This window comes from Streptomyces lunaelactis, assembly GCF_003054555.1.
Taxonomy (GTDB): domain Bacteria; phylum Actinomycetota; class Actinomycetes; order Streptomycetales; family Streptomycetaceae; genus Streptomyces; species Streptomyces lunaelactis.
This window is the reverse complement of the sequence record NZ_CP026304.1, coordinates 4,475,840-4,496,604: the sequence shown is the minus strand read 5'-3', so window position 1 is coordinate 4,496,604 and position 20,765 is coordinate 4,475,840. Positions and strand designations below refer to the sequence as shown.

Annotated in this window: 25 protein-coding genes and 2 pseudogenes; 14 read left to right on the top strand and 13 right to left on the bottom strand. The window is 70.8% G+C overall.

What is annotated here, in order from left to right:
- Positions 1-91 precede the first annotated feature (91 nt).
- Both SLUN_RS41385 and SLUN_RS20660 read left to right on the top strand, forming a co-directional pair.
- Complete coding sequence (locus tag SLUN_RS41385) at positions 92-370, top strand: hypothetical protein (RefSeq protein WP_159100293.1); 279 nt, start codon at positions 92-94, stop codon at positions 368-370.
- 34 nt (positions 371-404) lie between these two features.
- The gene (locus SLUN_RS20660; protein WP_108150454.1) at positions 405-1,199 is read left to right on the top strand and encodes a bestrophin-like domain; all 795 of its coding nucleotides are present in this window, start codon (positions 405-407) and stop codon (positions 1,197-1,199) included.
- A gap of 51 nt (positions 1,200-1,250) precedes the next feature.
- Here SLUN_RS20660 and SLUN_RS39515 read toward each other — a convergent pair whose 3' ends face one another.
- Positions 1,251-1,385 carry a DUF6126 family protein gene (locus tag SLUN_RS39515; protein WP_257153932.1) on the bottom strand — a complete coding sequence of 45 codons (135 nt, stop codon included), beginning with the start codon at positions 1,383-1,385 and terminating at the stop codon, positions 1,251-1,253.
- Positions 1,386-1,535: 150 nt separating this feature from the next.
- On the opposite strand from SLUN_RS39515, the gene SLUN_RS20655 reads away from it, so the two are divergent.
- From SLUN_RS20655 to SLUN_RS20640, 4 genes and pseudogenes are all read left to right on the top strand, one after another.
- Positions 1,536-2,612 (top strand): LLM class flavin-dependent oxidoreductase, encoded by a 1,077-nt coding sequence (locus SLUN_RS20655; protein ID WP_108150452.1) that lies wholly within the window; start codon positions 1,536-1,538, stop codon positions 2,610-2,612.
- Between the two features lie 3 nt (positions 2,613-2,615).
- Positions 2,616-3,245 carry a CE1759 family FMN reductase gene (locus tag SLUN_RS20650; protein WP_108150450.1) on the top strand — a complete coding sequence of 210 codons (630 nt, stop codon included), beginning with the start codon at positions 2,616-2,618 and terminating at the stop codon, positions 3,243-3,245.
- A gap of 46 nt (positions 3,246-3,291) precedes the next feature.
- Positions 3,292-3,738, top strand: coding sequence for a universal stress protein (locus SLUN_RS20645; RefSeq protein WP_108150448.1), 447 nt, complete (start codon positions 3,292-3,294; stop codon positions 3,736-3,738).
- Between the two features lie 186 nt (positions 3,739-3,924).
- Positions 3,925-4,284 (top strand): annotated as a pseudogene (locus SLUN_RS20640) (ATPase); the annotation flags it as partial.
- 126 nt (positions 4,285-4,410) lie between these two features.
- Here the strand turns inward: SLUN_RS20640 and SLUN_RS20635 are convergent.
- From SLUN_RS20635 to SLUN_RS20615, 5 genes are all read right to left on the bottom strand, one after another.
- On the bottom strand, positions 4,411-5,268 hold the full coding sequence (locus SLUN_RS20635) for an ABC transporter permease (RefSeq protein ID WP_108150446.1): 858 nt from the start codon (positions 5,266-5,268) through the stop codon (positions 4,411-4,413).
- The gene (locus SLUN_RS20630) at positions 5,265-6,236 is read right to left on the bottom strand and encodes an ATP-binding cassette domain-containing protein (RefSeq protein ID WP_108150444.1); all 972 of its coding nucleotides are present in this window, start codon (positions 6,234-6,236) and stop codon (positions 5,265-5,267) included. Before SLUN_RS20630 ends, SLUN_RS20635 begins: the two co-directional genes overlap by 4 nt.
- Before the next feature lie 114 nt (positions 6,237-6,350).
- Entirely contained in the window at positions 6,351-6,788 is a 438-nt protein-coding gene (locus SLUN_RS20625; RefSeq protein ID WP_108150442.1) for an NADPH-dependent FMN reductase, read from the bottom strand.
- Between the two features lie 107 nt (positions 6,789-6,895).
- Positions 6,896-7,273: a hypothetical protein gene (locus SLUN_RS20620; RefSeq protein ID WP_108150440.1), complete on the bottom strand. Its 378-nt coding sequence runs from the start codon at positions 7,271-7,273 to the stop codon at positions 6,896-6,898.
- Positions 7,274-7,390: 117 nt separating this feature from the next.
- Positions 7,391-7,765, bottom strand: coding sequence for a DoxX family protein (locus SLUN_RS20615; protein ID WP_108150438.1), 375 nt, complete (start codon positions 7,763-7,765; stop codon positions 7,391-7,393).
- 130 nt (positions 7,766-7,895) lie between these two features.
- Here SLUN_RS20615 and SLUN_RS20610 point away from each other — a divergent pair, with 130 nt between their 5' ends.
- Complete coding sequence (locus SLUN_RS20610) at positions 7,896-8,390, top strand: MarR family winged helix-turn-helix transcriptional regulator (RefSeq protein WP_108150436.1); 495 nt, start codon at positions 7,896-7,898, stop codon at positions 8,388-8,390.
- Positions 8,391-8,454: 64 nt separating this feature from the next.
- Complete coding sequence (locus tag SLUN_RS20605) at positions 8,455-9,360, top strand: hypothetical protein (RefSeq protein ID WP_175313785.1); 906 nt, start codon at positions 8,455-8,457, stop codon at positions 9,358-9,360.
- Here the strand turns inward: SLUN_RS20605 and SLUN_RS20600 are convergent.
- The 4 genes from SLUN_RS20600 to SLUN_RS20585 all read right to left on the bottom strand — a co-directional run bounded on the left by SLUN_RS20600 (position 9,317) and on the right by SLUN_RS20585 (position 13,710).
- A complete protein-coding gene (locus SLUN_RS20600; protein WP_175313784.1) occupies positions 9,317-11,296 on the bottom strand; it encodes an FUSC family protein in 1,980 nt (659 codons plus the stop codon). The two genes, SLUN_RS20605 and SLUN_RS20600, sit on opposite strands and share 44 nt — an antisense overlap.
- A 97-nt stretch (positions 11,297-11,393) precedes the next feature.
- Positions 11,394-11,639 (bottom strand): DUF2630 family protein, encoded by a 246-nt coding sequence (locus tag SLUN_RS20595; protein WP_108150434.1) that lies wholly within the window; start codon positions 11,637-11,639, stop codon positions 11,394-11,396.
- Positions 11,640-11,669: 30 nt separating this feature from the next.
- Positions 11,670-12,614: an NADP-dependent oxidoreductase gene (locus SLUN_RS20590; RefSeq protein WP_108150433.1), complete on the bottom strand. Its 945-nt coding sequence runs from the start codon at positions 12,612-12,614 to the stop codon at positions 11,670-11,672.
- Between the two features lie 67 nt (positions 12,615-12,681).
- A complete protein-coding gene (locus SLUN_RS20585) occupies positions 12,682-13,710 on the bottom strand; it encodes an endonuclease/exonuclease/phosphatase family protein (protein WP_108150430.1) in 1,029 nt (342 codons plus the stop codon).
- Between the two features lie 399 nt (positions 13,711-14,109).
- On the opposite strand from SLUN_RS20585, the gene SLUN_RS20580 reads away from it, so the two are divergent.
- The 3 genes and pseudogenes from SLUN_RS20580 to SLUN_RS20570 all read left to right on the top strand — a co-directional run.
- Positions 14,110-14,802, top strand: coding sequence for a helix-turn-helix domain-containing protein (locus SLUN_RS20580; RefSeq protein ID WP_108150428.1), 693 nt, complete (start codon positions 14,110-14,112; stop codon positions 14,800-14,802).
- On the top strand, positions 14,799-15,587 hold the full coding sequence (locus SLUN_RS20575) for a hypothetical protein (RefSeq protein WP_108150426.1): 789 nt from the start codon (positions 14,799-14,801) through the stop codon (positions 15,585-15,587). The genes SLUN_RS20580 and SLUN_RS20575 overlap by 4 nt, the downstream gene beginning before the upstream one ends.
- Positions 15,588-15,611: 24 nt before the next feature.
- Positions 15,612-15,824: pseudogene (locus tag SLUN_RS20570) on the top strand (ABC transporter permease); the annotation flags it as partial.
- A gap of 166 nt (positions 15,825-15,990) precedes the next feature.
- On the opposite strand, the gene SLUN_RS20565 reads toward SLUN_RS20570, so the two are convergent.
- Positions 15,991-16,476, bottom strand: coding sequence for a lamin tail domain-containing protein (locus SLUN_RS20565; protein WP_108150424.1), 486 nt, complete (start codon positions 16,474-16,476; stop codon positions 15,991-15,993).
- Between the two features lie 443 nt (positions 16,477-16,919).
- Here SLUN_RS20565 and SLUN_RS20560 point away from each other — a divergent pair, with 443 nt between their 5' ends.
- Positions 16,920-17,336 (top strand): TIGR03668 family PPOX class F420-dependent oxidoreductase, encoded by a 417-nt coding sequence (locus SLUN_RS20560; RefSeq protein ID WP_108150422.1) that lies wholly within the window; start codon positions 16,920-16,922, stop codon positions 17,334-17,336.
- Between the two features lie 64 nt (positions 17,337-17,400).
- Here SLUN_RS20560 and SLUN_RS20555 read toward each other — a convergent pair whose 3' ends face one another.
- Positions 17,401-17,799, bottom strand: a complete 399-nt coding sequence (locus SLUN_RS20555; protein WP_108150420.1) for an RNA-binding S4 domain-containing protein — start codon at positions 17,797-17,799, stop codon at positions 17,401-17,403.
- A 9-nt stretch (positions 17,800-17,808) separates the two neighbouring features.
- Positions 17,809-18,114, bottom strand: coding sequence for an FtsX-like permease family protein (locus SLUN_RS20550; RefSeq protein ID WP_254709074.1), 306 nt, complete (start codon positions 18,112-18,114; stop codon positions 17,809-17,811).
- A gap of 178 nt (positions 18,115-18,292) precedes the next feature.
- Between SLUN_RS20550 and SLUN_RS20545 the strand changes: the two genes are divergently transcribed.
- Positions 18,293-19,768: an APC family permease gene (locus tag SLUN_RS20545; protein ID WP_108150418.1), complete on the top strand. Its 1,476-nt coding sequence runs from the start codon at positions 18,293-18,295 to the stop codon at positions 19,766-19,768.
- Positions 19,769-19,800: 32 nt separating this feature from the next.
- Entirely contained in the window at positions 19,801-20,763 is a 963-nt protein-coding gene (locus tag SLUN_RS20540; protein ID WP_108150416.1) for a hypothetical protein, read from the top strand.
- The last annotated feature ends 2 nt before the right edge of the window (positions 20,764-20,765 follow it).

Sequence of the window (20,765 nt, the reverse complement as noted above, 5' to 3'; positions counted from 1 at the left end):
GCCGACGGTGCCGTCCGCACCCGAACCGCCGGACACTCCGGCGCCCAAACCGACTCCGCCCGCGCCGAGCACTCCCCTACCGGAGCCGCCCGTGCCCCGGCCGGCCGCACCCCTGCCGTCGGCTTCGCGCCCCGAAGCCGTACCGCCGGCCGGACCCCTCCCGCAGGAACCCCCTCCCGATGCGGCTCCCGCTCCGACCCGCGCGCACGTCTACGCCGTACACAACTACCGCCCGGCCGCCGGGAAACCGGACGTCGCCGGGATGCCCCTGGTCGTCCTGATGCTGGTGACCACCACCCCCGCCGTACTCGCGGCAGCCCTCCTGCGGCCCCGCTCACGGTCCGCCGCGTCCGGGCGCGGCTCCTCCTGACCCCACGCCCCTCACACCCATGCGGAGAACCCCCATGTCGGAATGGCTGGTCCTGGCTGCCGCGATGGCCGCCGCCTGCGCCGTCGTCCTTGTCCTCACGGTGCTCAGGCAGCGCAGGCTGAACAGGGCCGCAGCAGCCGGAGCCGGGACGGAGGAGGACACCGCCGAGACGCCGGACGTCCTCGAGTACATGACGATGATGGTCGGCGTCGTGTACGCGATCGTGCTCGGCCTTGCCATCGCCGGCGTCTGGGAGGCGCGCAGCGCCGCGCAGGACGGCGTACGCCGCGAGGCGCAGGCGCTGCACGAGATCAACCAGCGGGCCAAGGTCTACCCCGCCGATGTGCGGGAGCAGCTCCGCGGTGACATCGACCGCTACGTCTCCCACGTCGTCCAGCAGGAGTGGCCACGGATGATCGACCACAACGAGCTCTCCGGCCGGGGGGCGGAGCTGCTCGATGTCGTACGGGCCGGCATCGCCGAGCGCAGGCCGGCCAACGAGCTCGAGGCGCAGGCGTACCAGCCGATGGTGGACCAGGTCGCCATCGCCGACGACGCGCGCAACGCCCGTGCGGAGAACGCCGGGGAGACGCTGCCGGGCGTCGTGTGGTTCGGCCTGATCACGGGGGCGCTGGTGACCGTCGGCCTGATCTTCACCCTGCAGATCGGCCGCACCCCCCGGGAGCTGCTGCTCGCCGGTCTGTTCAGCGCGCTGATCGCGTTTCTGCTGTTCCTGGTGTGGGACTTCGACGCGCCGTTCGGACGGTCCGGCGTCGACTCCGCGGACGCCTTCCACCAGCTGTTCACGAGCGCGGCGGGGAGGGGCTGAGCGCTTGTACGGTGCGCCGTGGTGCGGGGTCTCGTCCGGTGCGGGCTCCGCCTACTTCGGCGCGTGCTCGCCCACATAGAAGAGCAGCCATATGAAGCCGGCGAACAGGTGCGTCGCGAAGACGTAGACGAAGACGCGCAGCGCTACGCCACGCTCCTTCCAGCTCTCGCTCTCGCTCTCGCTCACCGCAGTCCTCCAGCCGGCCCGGGGCAGTCCGGTACGTCCCGTGTTCACCCGGGACCAGGGTACGGGCACCCGGAATAGGGGCGCTCGGATCACCGTTACAGGGTTCGTTCAAGGTTCAACAATCACCACGAACCCCGAGAGGTGAACCGCATGCAGTTCGGCATCTTCACGGTCGGCGATGTCACGACCGACCCGACCACCGGACGTACGCCGAGCGAGCACGAGCGGATCAAGGCGACCGTCGCCATCGCGCGCAAGGCCGAAGAGGTCGGCCTGGACGTCTTCGCGACCGGCGAGCACCACAACCCGCCGTTCGTCCCGTCGTCCCCGACGACCCTCCTCGGGCACATCGCGGCGCTCACCGAGCGGATCGTCCTCTCCACCTCCACCACGCTGATCACCACCAACGACCCGGTCAAGATCGCCGAGGACTACGCGGTGCTCCAGCACCTGGCCGAGGGCCGGGTCGACCTGATGATGGGGCGCGGCAACACCGGACCCGTCTATCCCTGGTTCGGCAAGGACATCCGCCAGGGCATCCCGCTCGCCATCGAGAACTACGCGCTGCTGCACAAGCTGTGGCGCGAGGACGTCGTGGACTGGGAGGGCACGTTCCGTACGCCGCTGCAGAGCTTCACCTCGACGCCGCGGCCCCTGGACGGTGTCCCGCCGTTCGTATGGCACGGCTCCATCCGCTCCCCCGAGATGGCCGAGCAGGCCGCCTACTACGGCGACGGCTTCTTCCACAACAACATCTTCTGGCCGATGGAGCACACCAGGAAGATGGTCGAGCTCTACCGCACCCGCTACGCACACCACGGACACGGCGCCCCGGAGCAGGCCATCGTCGGCCTCGGCGGACAGGTCTTCATGCGCAAGAACTCCCAGGACGCGATCGCGGAGTTCCGGCCCTACTTCGACAACGCGCCGGTCTACGGACACGGGCCCTCGCTCGAGGACTTCACCGAGCAGACACCGCTGACCGTCGGCTCCCCGCAGGAGGTCATCGAGCGCACCCTCGGCTTCCGCGAGGCCGTCGGCGACTACCAGCGCCAGCTGTTCCTGATGGACCACGCGGGGCTGCCGCTGAAGACGGTCCTGGAGCAGCTCGACATCCTCGGCGAAGAGGTCGTACCGGTGCTGCGCAAGGAGTTCGCGAACCTGCGGCCGGCCGGTGTGCCGGTGACCGCCCCGCTGCACCCCGCCGTAAGCACGAAGGAGGCGTAACGAATGACGACGTTGAAGCTGGTGGCCGTATCGGCCGGGCTGAGCGTGCCGTCGTCGACGCGACTGCTGGCCGACCGGCTGACCGAAGCGGTACGCGGCGGGCTCGGCGAGCGGGAGGTGGACGTGCGGGTGCGCGTCGTCGAGCTGCGCGAGCTGGCCGTGCCCATCGCCAACAACCTGGTGACCGGTTTTCCGGCGCCGGCGCTCGGTGAGGCAATCGAGGCGGTGACGGAGGCGGACGGCCTGATCGCGGTGACGCCCGTCTTCACGGCCTCGTACAGCGGACTGTTCAAGTCCTTCTTCGATCTGATCGAGCCCCACGCGCTCACCGGGAAGCCGGTGCTGATCGGGGCGACGGGCGGCACCGCCCGGCATTCGCTGGTGCTGGAGCACGCGCTGCGGCCGCTCTTCGCCTATCTGCGGGCGCTGGTCGTGCCGACGGCGGTGTACGCGGCCTCGGAGGACTGGGGCGGTACGGGCGATGCCCGCTCGGGCACGCTGCCGGAGCGGATCGCACGCGCGGGCCGCGAGCTCGCCGGGCTGATGGCGGCCGGAGCGACTGCCGGGACGACGCCTCACCGGGTGTCCGACGCGGCGGCCGACGGCGCACCGCGCGTGAACCAGTTTGTCTAGTTTTGCGTAGGCTTTACGCAAGGCTACGCACCTGGAGGTGGCAGGTATGGCAGACGCAGGCAGGATCGTCGTGGGCGTGGACGGCTCCGAACCGTCCCTCAGAGCGCTGCGCTGGGCCGTACGGCAGTCCGCACTGACCGGCGAGACGCTCGAGGCCGTGATCAGCTGGGAGTACCCGGCGGCGGGCTGGGCGGCCATGGTGCCGGGCGTGCCGGAGGACTTCAATCCGGAGGCCCTGGCGGCCCAGATCCTCGACGATTCCCTCGTTGAGACCCTCGGCGCGGAGGCAGCCGCCAAGATCACCCACACGGTCCTGATCGGAAACGCCGCGCAGGCCCTGATGGACCGGGCCGGCGGCGCGGCCCTGCTGGTCGTCGGCAACCACGGCTACAGCGGCTTCCGGGCGACGCTGCTCGGCTCGGTCGGCCTCCATCTCGCCCAGCACGCGCCGTGCCCGGTGGTCGTGGTGCGGGGCGGCAGCGACTCGGACTGAGGTCCTGGCGGCGGGGAACGGGAGACGCTGTACGAGGCGCTGGAGGAACCCGAGGTCCGGACGCGGCACGCCGATGTCGTACGGGCCCTGGACGGCTCCCCGGCGCTCAGCGCGACGTTCTTCCCCGCCGATCTGGCGCGGCACGCGTATCTGGCCGGCGGCGAGCTGGAGCGCGAGCGCCGGGTGGAACTGCTGCTCGCAGCCGCCCGGGACGCGTCCAGCAGGCTGGCCGGGGAGGAGGCCGTCGGCCACTACCGGCGTGCGCTGGAGGCCGCGGGCGACGATGCCCGGCGGGCCGCGGAGTTCGACCACGAGCGCTCGGCCCTGCTGGACGAGCTGCGCACGGCCGCCGGTCTCGGCGGCCGCACCCGACGCCTGGGCGGCGAGGCCGAGCGCGCCCGTAAAACGGTCACCGCCCGGATCCGCGACACCCTGCGCAAGCTGGACACCCGTCACCCCGAACTCGCCGCGCATCTGCGGGAGTCCGTGGGCACGGGGTCGTCCTGCTCCTACCGTCCCGCGCGCCCGGTCGACTGGCGGCTCTGACCGGGCGGACAGCGGACGACGCCCTCGAGCCACCGAGGGCGTCGTCCACAGTCACTCACCGCTCACCGCTCACCGCTCACCGCTCACCGCCAACGCTGCTCACCGCCACCGCTCATCGCGCATCGCTCACTTGCGGTTGTAGAGCCTCATCGTCACCGAACCGAAGACCAGCACCAGCAGGGCGGCCCACCCCAGCGACCAGGCGATGTCCGCCGCCGGCCAGTTGCCCGCCATCAACTCCCGTACCGCCGTGGCCACATGGGTCACCGGACTGTTGTTGACGAAGGCCTGCAGCCAGCCCGGCATCGTCTTCGGGTCGACGAAGACATTGCTCAGGAAGGTCAGCGGGAAGATCACCATCATGCTGACGCCCATCACCGACTTCTCCGTGCGCAGCAGCAGACCGAACATCGTCCAGACCCAGGAGAAGGCGAACGAGAAGACCATCAGCAGCGCGACGCCGAGCACCACGCCGAGCGGTCCGCCGTGCGGCCGGTAACCGATGATCATGCCGACGGCCAGCATCACCGCCGAAGCGAGCACATAGCGGACCACATCGCCGAGCAGATAGCCGACCATCGGGGACGGCCGCCAGATCGGCAGCGTACGGAAGCGGTCGAAGACGCCCTTGGTGATGTCGGTGTTGACCGCGACGCCCGTGTACATCGTGATCATCACGACGCTCATGGTGAGGATGCCGGGCAGCAGGAACTGGATGTACGCCGAGACCGAGCCGGCCAGCGCCCCTCCGAAGAGGTACGTGTACATCAGCACCATCATGATCGGGAAGGCCGTCACATCGAAGAGCTGCTCCGGCACATGCTTGATCTTGAGCATGGCCCGCCAGCCGAAGGTCAGCGAGGCGGAGAGCGCGCTGGGCCGCGGTGGGCGTTGCTTTCTCACCAGCAGGGCGGCCAGATCCTCCGCCTTCGGGGCTTCGAGTACGAGATCGTCGACGTCCTTGGTGGTGGTCGCGGTGCTCATGCCGCCGTCCCCTTCTTGTCGGTCAGGGCGAGGAAGACCTCGTCCAGGCTGGGCTGGCCCAGCGCGAAGTTGTCCACGGTGATTCCGGAGCGCGCCAGCTCGGCGAGCGCCCGCGCGGCCTGCTCCGCCGCGCCCTGCTCGGTGCCGTGTCCGTTGACCCGGGCGGTCAGGGCCACCGGATCGGAGTCCAGCTGCACTTCGGCGTTGAGCGCGGCCGCGAGCACCCGCTCGGCCTCCGGCCGCTGATCGGCGTCGCGCAGCCGCAGATGGACGGCGCCGGAGCCGACCGAGGCCTTCAGCTCGCCCTTCGTACCCTCCGCGATCACCTTGCCGTGGTCGATCACGGCGATACGGGACGCCAGTTGGTCTGCCTCGTCCAGATACTGCGTGGTCAGCAGCACCGTCGTGCCCTGGGCGACGACCGCCCGCACGATGTCCCAGACCTGGTTGCGGCTGCGCGGGTCGAGGCCGGTGGTCGGCTCGTCCAGGAAGAGCAGATCCGGGGTGTTGAGGATGGAAGCGGCGATGTCGATACGGCGCCGCATGCCGCCCGAGTAGTTCTTCACCTGCTTGGCCGCCGCCTCGGAGAGCCCGAACGCGTCCAGCAACTGACCGGACCGCTCCCTGGCGTCCGGCTTGGAGTGACCGAGCAGCCGCGCCAGCAGCACCAGGTTCTCCGTGCCGGTGAGGTCCTCGTCCACCGAGGCGTACTGACCGGTGAGGCTGACCCTGCCGCGTACCGCGTCGGCGTCCTGCTGCACGTCGTGGCCGAAGATCCGGGCCTCGCCGCCGTCCGGCCGCAGCAGGGTGGCGAGCATCCGCACGGTGGTCGTCTTGCCGGCGCCGTTCGGACCGAGAAGGCCGTAGACCGTGCCGGCCGGCACGGTGAGATCCACGCCGTCCACGGCCCGGTTCTCACCGAAGACCTTCACCAGGCCCGCGGTCTCGATTGCCAGATCTGTACTCATCGTCAATTCCTTCTCAGGGTCGCTCGTGACGTCGCTGGGAGGTCCAGGCCCTGCAAGGACCTAGGGGGTTGACTCGGGCCGTCGGCAGAAATCATCGAAGTCATCGGGGAAACCTCAGGAGACATAGGGGCGCGCGGCACGGGCCTCCCGCAGAGCCAGGCCCCACCAGCCGAGCTGGTCGAGCATCAGGCCCGCCGCCCGGTCCCGGTCGTCCAGCGCCTCGTCGAGGAGGTTGATGCTCACGCCGTTGCGCAGGGTCACGGTGTGCAGCTCGGTGAAGACCGAGCGCAGCTGCTCGACGGCGACCACGAAGGCGTCGGCACGGCCGACCTCCGTGCTGAACTCCCGCATCTGCTCGGTGGCCCGGTCGGGATAGCGGGCGGGGAAGTCGAAGTCGACGAGGTCGACGACCGCCAGCTCCAGATCGTCCCGTGCGGCCGCCCGCTCCATGAACCAGCGTCCGACCTTCTCGCCGGCGCGCCCCTCGCGCGTACTGCCGATGATGACCGCGGCACGCAGCGGCGCTGTGTCGCTCCGGTCCCGCTCCCGCACGGTGCACCTCCCTCCACAGTCTCCTGCCGTCACTCACAGGGCGCGAGACGACGGCGCGCGGCCGCCAGATCAGATCCGGCGGCCGCGCGCGGAGGAGAAGCCGGAGGTCAGGGCTCCCTGGTGTAGAAGACGTAGAAGGACGCGGCGAACATCACCGCCGCGAAGATGACCCCCATCCCGACCGACTTGAGCACGCTCTCCCCGGTCAGGCTGTACAGGAAGCCGATGGCCACGCCGCACAGGGCCGCGTACGCCGCCGAGCGCAGCTCGCGCGGCAGTGCCTGCTGGATCCGGCCCAGCGCGAACGCGAGCGCCGCGAGGACCAGTCCGGAGACCACGCCGAGTACGAACTGACCGCCGGTGAATCCCTTGCCGCCGCGGTCGATCGCCACCACGTAGATGCCGTAGGCGACGCCCAGGGTGACGGGCAGCGCCCAGCTGAGAGAACCGTGGTGCCGTGCGGGCACCGCTGCATGTGCGGCCATGGCGGAGAGCTCCTTCCCTCTCGTCCCCCGCGTCTCCTTTCAGAGCACACCCGCGCCGGGCGCCTGGCAAGTCAAAGGACCGATTCGGGATCGACGTGGTTCCTGCTCAGTACCGGCTCAGAACGCGTACGGGCCGAAGCGGCCCCATGCCACGACCACGGCGAGGGCGAGGAGTACGACGTTGACCGCCACGTTCTTGGTCTCGCCGCGCCGGCCGTGGGTGACGGCGGCGCCGACCATCACGGCGGCGAGGCCGGTGGCGGCGACCGGTACGAGGTCCGGCGCGATGTCCACGGCGGCGGGCAGGATCAGGCCCACCGCGCCCAGCACCTCCAGCAGGCCGATCGTCTTGATCGCTCCGGGCGAGAAGCTCTCGGCCCAGCCACCGGCGGTCTCGATGACCTTCGCCTTGGGCTGGAGCAGCTTGGCGGAGCCGGAGGCGAGGAAGACCGCGGCGAGCAGGCTCGCGAGGATCCACAGGGTGATGTTCATGGCGGGGACTTCCGATCCGGGGACGATTCAGGGACGGCGCAGGGACGGCTCCACTAACGAGTTGAAGCTTCAAGTTCAAAGCTAGAACCGATCACTTGAAGCGTCAAGTCCCTCGGGTAGGCTCGATTCCATGAACGCCCAGCATCCGTCGGACCCCCACTGGCTGAACGAGCGGGAGCTCGCCGCCTGGAAGGCCTTCAGCGCGGTCATGATCAAGCTGCCGGCGGCGCTGGACGCGCAGCTCCAGCGGGAGGCGGGCCTGAACCAGTTCGAGTACCTGGTCCTCGCCGGACTCTCCGAGTCCCCCGGCAGAAGGCTCCGGATGAGCACGCTCGCGGTTCTCGCCAACGGCTCGCTCTCCCGCCTCTCTCATGTGGTCAAACGCCTTGAGGCTCGCGGCTATCTGCGCCGCGAGCCCTGCTCCGACGACGGCCGGTACACCAACGCCGTGCTCACCGACGACGGCTGGACGAAGATCGTCGCGACCGCGCCCGGGCATGTGACGGCGGTGCGCTCGCTCGTGGTCGACGCGCTGGAGCCGGAACAGTTCGACCAGCTCCTCGAGATCAGCCTGCGCGTCCTGCACGCGATGGACCCGGACGTCGGCTGCCCGGGCAGCGGCTGAACCGCGGCCCCCGGTCGGCGGCGCACCACTCGCGCCGGGGCAGACGTCCGCGTTCCCTTGAGGAGTGCGGAGCTTCCTCTCAACGGTGTCGGTGCTGCTGATCGTTCTCGTGGCCGTCCTGACGCCGCTGAGCGCGCTCGCCGTCTGGGTCGACCGGGAGATCGACGAGACCGACAGCTACGTCGCCACGACGGAGCCGCTCGCGTCGGACGCGCGCGTGCAGAACGCGGTCGCCGTCCGGATCACCGACGAGATCATGAAGCGTATCGACGCGGGGCCCTTCCAGGAGGGCGTCGAGACCCTGGTGCACGACGCGGTGGTCTCCTTCGCCGGGACCAGCGCCTTCAAGACCGCCTGGAACACGGTGAACCGTGCCGCGCACACCGCGGTCGAAGAGGCCCTGGCGGACGGCGGCGACAACGCCATCACGATCGATCTGGCGCCCGTCACCGAGCAGGTGAAGCGTCAGCTCGCCGACGAGGGCGTGCCGTTCGTCGACCAGGTCCCGGTCGAGCTCGACCGGGTCACGATCCTGGAGTCAGACAACCTCGGCACGGTACGGGACATCTTCCACGCGCTGCGGATCGCCGGGGTATGGCTGCCGGTGGCCACGATCCTGCTGGCCGCGGCGGCGGTTCTCCTGGCGGTACGCAGGGGACGCGCCCTGATCGGCCTCGGCCTCGCCCTGGCGGCGGGAGCGGTACTGCTGCGCATCGCGGTCGCGGCCGGCCATGACCTGTCCCTCGCCGACCTCCCCCCGGACGTGGACCGCCCGGCGGCGGAGGCGGTCTACGACGCCCTTACGGCAACGCTGCGCACGACGGCGTGGTGGCTGCCGGCGGCGGGTCTGGCGTTGGCGGTGGGGGCATGGGTACTGGAGTGCCGGCGCCCGCGACGAGTGAGCCGCGTGGCTCGAGTCCACCCCGTCAGCCCGGTTGCCCCGGTGAAGCGATCGCCCTTGCTGCCTTGACCTCCTGGCGCAGGGGCTCCAGGACCCCCTCCTCATCGCCCTGCAGATCCGCCCGTACCTCCACCAGCACCTCGCTCGACCTCAGCCCTTCCGCCAGTTCGCGCAGCTGCTGCTCCACGTCCGCCACCTCCGCCCGCGCCGGCGGCTGCGCCCCGTAACTCACCCGCACCCGCGCCGCCGTCGTCGCGTCCACGATCCGTTCGACCGCCACGACCAGCGGCCACCACGCCGCCGCCCGCGTCCCCACCGGCGGCGGCTCCGTCAGTGCCCGCTGGAACTCCGACCGTACGGACGACAGGTCCCGGTAGAGCCGGCGCCGGCTGCGCACCCGCTCCCCCTGGTCCTGGTCCCCGCCGTCCCCAGCCGACCCGAACGCGCACGCCACATACCGCGCCGTGTCCTCCACCGCCGTCGCCAGCCGGTCGCCGATCCGGGTGTGCCAGCTCTCCGGCCAGAGCAGATAGCCCGCCACCAGCGCGATCCCGCAGCCGAGGAGGCTGTCCACCAGACGCGGCAGGACCAGGTCGAAACCCTGGTGGTTCAGCACGTCGGAGAGCAGCAGGATCACGGGCGTGATCGCCGCGGTCTGGAAGGCGTACCCCTTCGCCGAGAACGCCGGGATGAGCGCCGCGAGCAGCGCCATCACCGGTACGTCCCACCAGCCGCGCGGCACCTGCGACAGCACCGCCGCCGCGACGACCAGGCCCACCGCCGTACCGAGCGCGCGCAGCACGGCCCGCGAGAACACCGAGCCGAAGTCCGGCTTCATGACGAAGGTGACGGTGAGCGCGACCCAGTACGAGCGGGGCACCACCACCAGCGATACGAGCGCCTGCGCGAGCCCGATGCAGAGCGCGAGGCGCAGCCCGTACCGCCAGGACGGCTCGGAGAGCAGCACGCTGCGCGTCGCCCGCCGCGCCCGGATGCGCAGCGCGGCGGGCCGGCCGAGCCGGTCGTCGACGTTGTACGGATCGGGGTCGGCCTTGTGCACAACCGTGGCCGCATGCCGCAGCGCCGCCTCGACCGCACGGTCGGCCGGCCCCTGCGGCTCGGGCAGCACCAGCTCCGGCGCCGCACCCCGGCCCTCGGCGACCGCGTCCGCCAAGTCCCGTACGGCCGCCGCGATTTCGGGCTGCCGGGAGGCCCGCCCGTGCAGATGGGCCGCCGCCGCGCCCTCGACCAGCGGGATGAGCACATTCAGCTGGGCGAGGAGGCGCACCAGCGGGCTGCGCCGCCCGTGGTCGCGGGCCCGCAGGGCGAGGATCAGGTCGTAGGAGGTGTTCAGGGACTGGGTGACGGCCTGGCGTTTCTCCTCGTACGCCGACGTGCCCGCCGCATCCAGCAGATCGGCGACATCGCGGTAGGCGGCCGCGACGGCGGCACGTTCCGGCACCCGGCCGCGCAACGGCCAGGCCAGCAGCGACAGTACGAGGACGAACAGCCCGCCCAGCGTGAGCAGCAGCGGCGCCTTCCACCACGGCCCCGGCATCGGCAGCCCCGCGCCCACCACCGCGTTGAGCAGAAGCAGCAGCCCGGACACGGACGCCACCGCGCCGATCGACGAGATCATCCCGGAGACCAGTGCGACAAAGGTCAGCGCGGCGACCGCGGGCCAGCCCTCCCCGTACACCAGCGTGCCGAGCGTGACGCCGACCGCGCCGAAGAGCTGCGGGATCGCGATATTGAAGATCCGCATCCGGTACGCGTCGGCGGTGTCTCCGATGACGCCCGACAGCGCACCCATCGACACCAGCGCGCCGTACGCGGGCTCCCCGACGGCGAGCCCGACAGCCAGCGGCGCGGAGAGCGCGACGCCCGCGCGGGCGACGGCGGCCCAGGGCACGGGTGCGGTCTGCGGCCGCAGTCCTGCCAGCAGCCAGTCGGGCGGTGTCAGCCGTCCCGCTCGCGTCCCCGCCCCGCCCTTGTCGTCGCCCATGGTCATCAAAAGACCCCGAAGGGGCGGTCCGGCGCAACCCTGCTGCCGCTACCGGGCGGGCCGGCCGGGCCGGGCGCTGACCGGCCGGGCCGGGCGGTCAGCCCAGGTAGCCCTCCACCTCGTCCGGGGGCCGCACCTTCGCCGTCCCCGGATCCTCGCCGAACTCCGACTTGGCGCGGCGCTGCCGCAGGAGGTCCCAGCACTGGTCGAGCTGCACCTCGAGCGCGCGCAGCCGCGCCTGTTCGCCGGAGTCGAGGCCGTGCTCCTCGGTGGAACGCTCGCGCAGGGTGCGTTCCTCCGCGACGAGTGCGGTGATGTTGCCGAGTATCCGGTCGTTGTCCATGGCACCTGCTCTCGGAGGACGAGGCGAGTCTCAGAGGACGAAGACGGTCTTGCCGCGGGCACCGCCGGCGCGGGACTGGGCGAGCGCGTCCGGGGCCTTCTCCAGGGGGAGTTCGGCGTCGACGGGTGCCTTCAGTGAACCATCGAGGGCCGCCGCGGCGAGGGTGTCCAGCAGGGCCGACGAGGCGCGCAGATGGAAGTCGACACCCTCGACCCCGGCCGGGAGCCGCGCCGGGTCCAGCACGGAGCGGGTGGTGAGGGCGCGGCCGCCGGAGCGCACCAGGGCGGCGTTCGCGGCGAAGGAGCCCGCGTCGGCGGACACCACGTCGACCAGACCGTCGAGGCCGTCCGGGCAGGCGTCCCGTACCGCGGCCGCCAGGTCCTGCGCGGTGGTGTCGACGGTGACTGCGGCTCCGAGCGCGCTCATCCGCCGCTGCTCGTCGCCGCGCACCGCCGCCAGCACCCGTACGCCGCCCGCCGCGGCCAGCTGCGTCAGATAGCTGCCGACCCCGCCCGCCGCGCCGACGACCAGCAGGCTCTGCCCGGCCCGAACTCCTGCCGCCTCCAGGATCTGCGCGGCACTCATTCCGGCCGTGGGCAGCAGCGCAGCGGTCCTCAGCGGCAGACCATCCGGTACGAACGCGATGGCCGCGTCCTGCGGCATCGTCACGTACTCGGCGTACGTACCGGTCCCGACCGGCGGCCGGCCCGCCTGGCCGAAGACCGCGTCGCCCACCCTGAAGCGGTTGTCACCTGGGCCCACCACATCCACCCTGCCCGCGAAGTCGGTGCCCATGACCAGCGGGAAGACATGAGGGACCCTGCCCTCGAGCACTCCGTCGGCGGCCCGCCAGTCGAACGGGTTGAGCGCCGCGTACTCCACCTTCACCAGCACCTCGCCCCGACCGGGCTCCGGCTTGGGCAGCTGGATCAGTTCGGGGTCGGCCCTGAACGCCTTGACCGCGACAGCGCGCATCCGGAACGCCTCCTGACGGACGGCCCCCCGGGTCTGACCACGTCCCCACTCTTACCCGGCCGGGCGTTCAGCGCACGTCGTGCAGTTCGAGGTCGACGAGCAGCGAACGGTGGTCGGTGCCGGCGAGGTCCAGGAAGCGGGCCCTGCGTACGGAGAAGTCCTCGCTGATCAACACATGGTCGATCTGCGCGCCCAGCGGACGGCGGACGGCGGCCGGCCAGGACGGGGTGCGGGCCGCGCCCACGAGGGTGGCGCTGTCGCGCAGGTCACCGGCGTCGAGAATCCGGCGGAAGGCGGCGTGGTCCTGGGTGGCGTTGAAGTCCCCGGCGAGGAGGGTCGGCTGTCCCTTGACCCCCGCGGCGTACGTACGCACCCGGCCGAGCTCTCGCTTCCAGTCGTCGACGCCGCGGGGGATGGGCGGCAGCGGGTGTACGAGCTGGAGGTTCACGGTCCGGTCGCCGACGACGGCGACCGAGCCCGGCATGGCCAGCGTCCCGCTGATCCCCGGGGCGGGGCGCAGCGGGAACGTGCTGAGGATGGCCGAGCCCGCGGCCGCGTAGCCCTCGACGACATTGCGGTACGGATAGTCGGTGCGGGGGACCTCCGCCGCGAGCGCGCTCGCGCAGCCGGGGTCGCACTCCTGGACGAACACCAGGTCGGGCTGCTCGCGGCGGATGGTGGCCAGCAGCCCCTTGCTCCCCTTGGTGGCGTTGCCGAACTCGACATTCGAGGTGAGCACTTCGATGCGGGCGACGACGGGGCCGGGCGGAGCGTCGGTCAGCCCGGTGTCGTAGGGCCTGACGTACCAACCGGTGACGGCGAGCACCGCGACCGCCCAGACCACGCCGGTGCGCCACCGCGCGAGGAGGGCCAGCAGCAGGGCTGCCCCGGCGGGCGCCAGCAGCCAGGGCAGGAAGGCGAGCAGCTGGGGCACGGGGGTGACGGCGTCGGTGTCCGCGACACGGCAGCCGGCCACCACGCTGGGAACGATCAGCAGCAGACCGGCCAGCCAGGCGCAGGCGCGACGCCCGCCGGAGGGACGGAAGGGGGCGTCCGGCTCGCCGGCCGGGGCCGCCGCCCTGATGGCGCTGTCCAAACCGGCCTCCGAGCCGCGGGATGTCTGTCAATTGCACGCACTGTTGAGGACGCCAGTTTCGGTGAGTTTGTTGCGGCTGTCGCGGCGATTGGCGGAGAAGGCGTCAGGCGTGGCGCTCCGTACCCTTCTCCCCCTCACTCCTCTCCCCCTCCGGTGCGTACGGCCGGAGCCCGTCGATCAGCAGCTCCACGCCGACCCGTGAGTAACGGGACTCGAACCCGCGCTCTGAGCTTGGGCCCTCGGGCGGCGCCATCGACATCCTCACTCCCCTCGGCCCTGAGCTGCTCCATCTCCCCGACCCCAGTTGACTCTTCTGTTGTCACTTGGCAACATTAGAGCCAAGCGCTTCACTCACCTATTGTCGATCGACAATGAAAGCGTCAAGGAGGCGAGTGCGCGGTGATCGAAATCTCGGCTTCGGAGGCCGCCGAGAGGCTGGGTGTCTCCCGCCAGCGGGTGCTCGCACTGATTCACGATGGGGCACTGCCCGCCCGGCTCATCGGTGGACGGTGGGTGGTGCTGTCTGCGGATGTGGACGAGTTGGGGCAGGACCGGCCCAGCGGAAGGCCGATGGCAGGCCGGGTGGCCTGGGGCCTCCTGGACCTCCTCGACGGCGGGCGCGCTCCGTGGCTCACGGCTCCCGAACGTTCGCGGCTGCGCGCACGGTTGCGCGAACGGCCGCCGATCGCTCAGATCGGCCATTGGGCGCGACGGCGCAATGAAGTGCTGTGGTTGCGAGGTCATCCATCCGCGCTGCCAAGGTTGCTCGCCTTTGAGGGGGCAGTGCCCGCGGGGGCGTCAGCGCCAGGTCAGGACATCGTGGATCCCGGGCAGGTGGAGGTCTATCTGCGAAAGGACGTCGCCGCCGGGGCGATACGGAAGCTGGCCCTTCGCCCGGTACCCCGTCGGGAGGCGAACGCCGTGGTGAAAGTGCCGCGTGAAGTCTGGCCATTCGACGATGGCCCTGGACGTGCAGCGGTCGCACTCGACCTGTGGGACGCGAGCGACGAGCGCTCATGCCGCACCGCTCGCAGGCTGTATTCGAGCGCGCTGGATGCCCGGTTCCCTGCACATGAAGAAGGAGAGCTGTGAAGCACGCTTTACCGCGGCTGGACATCAAGCTCCTCGAACTGCCACCCCTCGCGGGCGCGGCCGATGAACTGTGGCGGCTCCTGCTGGACCTCGCAGATGTGGTCGATGCTCCCTGGACACTGGTCGGCGGCCAGATGGTGATGCTGCACGGCCTTCAACGCGGCCGGCCGTCTCCTCGTGTCTCTACGGATATCGACACCGTCGTCGATGTACGGGCAGACCCGCGCGGGATGCACCGGATGGTGCGTGCCCTCACGAGTCTTGGCCTGGTTCCCGCGGGGGACCCGGGGCCGAACGGCCTGATGCACCGTTACGTGAAGCCGGGGACGGAAGTTGCCATCGACCTCGCCGTCCCGGCCGCATCCGTGGACGTACTCGTCCCTGAAGGGTTGGGGCCAACGGCCGACGTGACCACGAGCGGCCGGGGCCGCGCATTCCCCGCGCCGGGTGCTTCGCAGGCCTTGGCACGCACCGAGTTGGTACCGGTTACGTACGACAGCAGGCAACAGCACGTACCTCGCCCGGATCTCCTCGGTGCCATCGTCGGCAAGGCCGTCGGCGCTGCCGTGGACGACAAGGAGCCAGAGCGACACATCCGGGATCTCGCCTTTCTGTGCAGCCTGGTGGAGGACCCGTTTGCTCTTGCGGAGAGCATCACGCCGAAGGACCGCAAGCGACTGAGCCAAGCGGTGAGGAAGTTGAGCGGCACATCTCCGCACTGGCAGGGTCTCGATGGTCGCGGCGACGACGCCCGAGCCGTCTGGGAGGTCCTCACCAGCGCGTGATGGGCGCATCGGCGGCTCACGTACCTGCCGCTGAGCATCGGACTCGTGCTCGCGCTCGTGACGGGCAAGCTCGCCGAGTCCAGCTATCTGATCACCGGGGGCAGTGAGGTCTACTGGGACCTCGCAGGCACCCCGCTGCTCGCGCTCGCGGCGGCGGGCGTGGTGGCGGTCGCGGTGGCGGGGACGCTGCCGTTGGCCGGGCGACGCATCGACCCTGAGCTGATCCGCCGCGACTGATCCCGCGACTGATCCCGCGTGGGTTCCGCGTGGGTTCCACAGCATGCGGTTCACGAGCGCTATTCGGTGCCCAGGTGCCCCGGGCAGGTAAGGCCGCCCGGGGCACACGGTTCATTGAGGGTCGGGTCGTCTGGTGTCGACGGGCAGACGGCCCTCACCAGCCGGGTCAGCGGTGATGGTGCCCGCGGCCCCAGGACTCGGTGTCGATGACGCGACCGCGGTCGTCGCGCAGCGTCGCGGTGTCGGAGCGGTTGTCCCACACGTAGGTGCGGCGTCCCTGGAAGAGGTCAGTGCGGGTGTCGCGGCCGACGCCGGTGTGGATGCGGACGGTGGCGCGGCCGGCGAGGCGGACGTCGCGGAAGCGGTAGCGGTCGCCGTCCGAGTCGCGCAGGGTCCAGCCGTCCAGGTCCACGCTGCGGCGGCCGTTGTTGGTGATCTCGACCCACTCGGCGTTCACGGACCGGTTGGTGCCGTTGTCGAATCCGGGGCTGTTGGCCTGCACGTCGCTGATCTCGACCCGGGACTGCTCGTGGTGCCGAGCGCGGTCGCGGTCGTTGTCGTGGGCCGAGGCCGGCAGGGCGACGGCGGAGAGGACGGCGCCGGCCGCGAGGGTGGTCGCGGCGATACGGCGGGCGGTGCGAGAAGCAGACATAGGTGACGTCTCCTCAAGAGCGGTGCTCCACATGCCGATGAGACCTGGTGGAGCGGTGCGGATTCCCGGCCCGTGCTGGGCCGAGGACCCAAACTCTGGGTCGTCGCCGGGCGCGGCGGCGGGCCAACCGGCACGCGTTACCAATTACGGACATTTCCGTAACGGGCGCCTGTATCGATCACGCATATGCGGTGAGCGTGGCCCTGACATTCACTGACCGCTACACCGATCCGTTCAATGATCAACAGCAAGCCCTTGCGTGCTCCGGCGCACGACCGGGCGCACCGCCGGGTGCACCACCGGCGCATCATCCGGTCGGTGGACGGGATCTCGTAACGATCGTTCTGCACGTTTCTTCGCACACGCGACGCAATGCCGTACGGGCGGACGGGCGGAGGAGGTCTCCGCTGCCCGGTCTCCCCGGAACTGGGTACGGTCCACTCATGAGGCTTGGCGCTGACGATGCGCGGCAGAGGTTCGAGGCGGCGTCGGTCGCTCACCTGGCCACGGTGAGTGGCTCCGGCGTACCGCACCTCGTGCCGCTGACGTTCGCCGTGGACGGCGACCTCCTGTGCTTCGCGATCGATCACAAGCCCAAGAGCACATGGAATCTTCGACGGCTGCGCAACATCAGTGAGAACTACCGGGTGGCAGCGCTCGTCGATCACTACGACGACGACTGGACTCGGCTCTGGTGGGCACGGGCTGATGGACAGGCGACAGTGATCGAGAGTGGTGAGCGGCGCTCACAGCTCATCGAGCTGTTGCGGACCAAGTACGTCCAGTACCGGCAGCACCCACCGGAGGGGCCGGTCGTGGTGATCAGGGTCAGTCAGTGGTCCGGCTGGTCCTTCGGGTGAGTCTGCCGGGATCAGCGGCCCGAACGCGGACACAAGGACCCCCGCCGCAGGCGACCCGCGCCCCCTACTGCACCTTCGGCAGCCCGCCCTGCAGCCGTTCCATCTCGCGGCGGTCGCGCTTCGTCGGGCGGCCCGCGCCCCTCTCCCGTACCGCCACCGGGGCCACGAACTCCCTCGGCGGGGGCGGCGGGCTGTTGTCCACGAGGCATTCGGCCGCCACAGAGGGGCCCACCCTCTTGCGGATGATCCTGGAGACGACCACCAGCCGCTCACGGCCCGCGTGGAACAGCCGCACCTGGTCACCCGCGCGCACCATGTGCGCCGGCTTGACCCGTTCGCCGTTCACGCGGACATGTCCGGCCCGGCAGGCCGATGCCGCCTGGGAGCGGGTCTTCGTGAGCCGGACCGACCAGATCCAGGCGTCGACCCGTACCGTCCCCTGGTCCGAAACCTCTGCAGCCATGTACCGACTCTACGAGTCCACCCGCGCCGCGCGCACCGGCAATACCCTCAGCGCCCGCCACGCCGGTACCAGCGTGGCCGAAAGCACCAGGGTCACCGCCGCGCCCACCACAGCGCCGTAGATCCACAGCGGGCCCGACGGCATCCAGCTGTCCGCCGCCGCGTGCGCGAAAGGCACCAGCGTCGTCGCCGCGGCCGCCGTGCCGAGCAGTACGCCGATCACCGCGACCACCAGGCCCTCGACCGTCAGCATCCGCATGACCTGCGCCCGCGTCGCACCCGTCAGATCGCCGGGGACCGCAGCCCATGGCGTCACCCAGCCTCTTGGGGTGGGGTCAGCCCCACCCCCCTCACCCCACCGCACGCATCCGACTACGATGCGCACGTTCTCCCTCTACGGAGGCCTTGACTCCGGAGCGGGCGTCCGTTTCTGACATACCAGCATATGTCGTGCAACACAGGGGCATTCACCCCAAGGGCATTCGGAGAACACCATGCGCAGCAGCTCGGCCAGAGGGCTACAGCCCAATGTCCTCGGCACGTTCGACACGATCGTGATGGCCATCGCGGGCAGCGCCCCCGCCTACTCGATCGCCGCCACCACCGCCGTACTCGTCGCATCCGTCGGCCTCGCGGGACCGGCCGCGCTGCTCTACTGCGCCATCCCCATGTTCGGCATCGTCCTGGCCTTCAGCAGACTCGGCCGGATCGACATCAACGCCGGCGCCAGCTACTCCTGGGTGAGCCGCACGCTCCACCCCTTTCTCGGCTTTCTGTCCGGCTGGGCGCTGGTCGTCTCCGCGACGATCTTCATGGTGGCCGGTTCGCTGCCGGCCGGTGCGATGACGCTCGCGCTCTTCGACCCCGCACTCGCCGAGAACGCCTTCCTCGCGACCGCCGTCGGCGCGGCCTGGTTCCTGGCGATGCTGCTGGTCGTTCTGGGCGGGGCGCGGCTGACCGTACGCGCGCAGGTCCTGATGTCCGGCGTCGAGCTGGCGATCCTGCTGCTGTTCATCGTCGCCGCGCTGCTGCACAACGGGGCCGCGGCCGCATTCGACTGGTCCTGGCTCGGCTTCTCGCACTTCGACGGAGCGTCCGGCTTCGCCTCGGGCGCGCTGGTCGCGACCTTCTACTACTGGGGCTGGGACGTCACCAGCAACCTCAGCGAGGAGACCCGCAACAGCCGCCGCACCGCCGGACTCGCGGCGCTCGTCGGCGTCGGTGTCGTCTTCCTCCTCTTCGAGGCCTTCACGATCGCCGTGAACGTGATCCTTACCGCCGAGGACATCAAGGCGGGCAGCGCCAACGTACTGGGCGTGCTCGGTGAGGCGATCTGGCCGGGCGCCGGCGGGAAACTGCTGGTCGTGGCGGTGCTGCTGTCCACCGTCGCCACCCTGGAGACCACTCTGATCCAGGTCACGCGTTCGCTGTTCGCCATGGGCCGGGACCATTCGATGCCGGCCGCGCTCGGCACCGTGCACCGGCGGTGGAACACCCCGTGGGTGGCGATCGCCGTCGTCGGCGCGGTGGCGCTCGCGATGTTCGTGGCCTCGACCGCGCTCGGCTCTGTCGGCGAGGTGCTGTCCGCCGCCGTCGCGGCGATCGGCCTGCAGATCGCCTTCTACTACGGGCTCGCGGGTATCGCGGCCGTCGTCGCGTACCGCAAGACGCTGCTGGCCTCGGTACGCGACTTCGTACTCGGCGGCCTGTGGCCGCTGTTCGGCGCGCTGTTCATGCTCTGGATCTTCTTCGAGGCGCTCACCGAGATGAGCTGGGCGTCGATCGGGATCGGCATCGGCGGGCTCGCCGCCGGTGTGGTGCCGATGATCCTTTACTGGCGGCGGGGGAGTTCGTACTACCGCCCCGCCCGACTGGAAGCGTCGCGCGCCCTGGAGGCGCAGGAGAGTTACGCCAACTCCGCCTCCAGACACCCTGATTACGCCGACAAGTCGATGGCCACGGACTTCTGAAGGAAGCCGAAGGAAGGAGGGAAGTGCCTCAGATGGCCGCACGCCGCCGCTTCGCCCCGGACTTCGACCCCGCCTTCGGGGACCGTCCGCTGACGGAGGCCCTGCATGACATCGTTATCGGGCGCTGGCAGGGCGTCCGCGACCTGTTGCGCGCCACCGGGGACGACTGGCCGCTGCGTACACACCGGCTGCGGCTGCTCTCGCACGCGGCCGCCGGCTCCTCCGCGGTGGAGAGCTGGCGGGCGGCGGAACCCGGCAATCCGGACGTGGCGGTGCTGCGGGCGGCGACGGAGGTCGTACGGGTCTTCCACCAGGCGATCGAGGCCGGCCGGGGCGTCGGCATCGACCACGCGCGGCTCGATGTGGCGGTGATGGCCTGCCTGGGCGCGGCCGACGCCCGCCCGGCCGACCCCATGCCGTGGGTGTCGCTGCTGACGGTGGCGCGGCTGTACGAGGAGGGGATTCCGCGGCGCGAACTGCGGGGCTGGTGGGACGAGTTGCGGCGCCGTGACCCGTACAACATCGAGGGTCATGTGCAGTTGCTGCGCTACTACTCGGCGCGCTGGCACGGCACCCACGGCACGATGTACGACTTCGCCCGGGACGCGGCGGGCGCGTCGCCGCCCGGGTCGCCGCTGCCGGTACTGGTGCAGATCGCGCGGGTGGAGGAGTACCGCTATGTCCGCGAGGGTACGCGCGGCCGGGCGCCGGTGCGGGACTTCGGGCGGCACTGGCACCACGAGCTCGCGGTGACGGAGGTGCGGCGCACCTGGGACCGCTGGATCGGCGGCCGCACGCCGGGGCCTGCGGTGCCCGAGGAGATCGGCGAGCTCAACTATCTGACACACGCGGCCTGTTACGCGGGGCTGAGCGAGGAGGCCCGGCAGCTGTTCGAACTGCTGGGGACGCAGGCGGCGCGGGTGCCGTGGTCGTACACGGGGGATGCGGAGGAGGAGTTCATGAAGTGGCGCGCACAGGTGCGCGCCACCTCATAGGG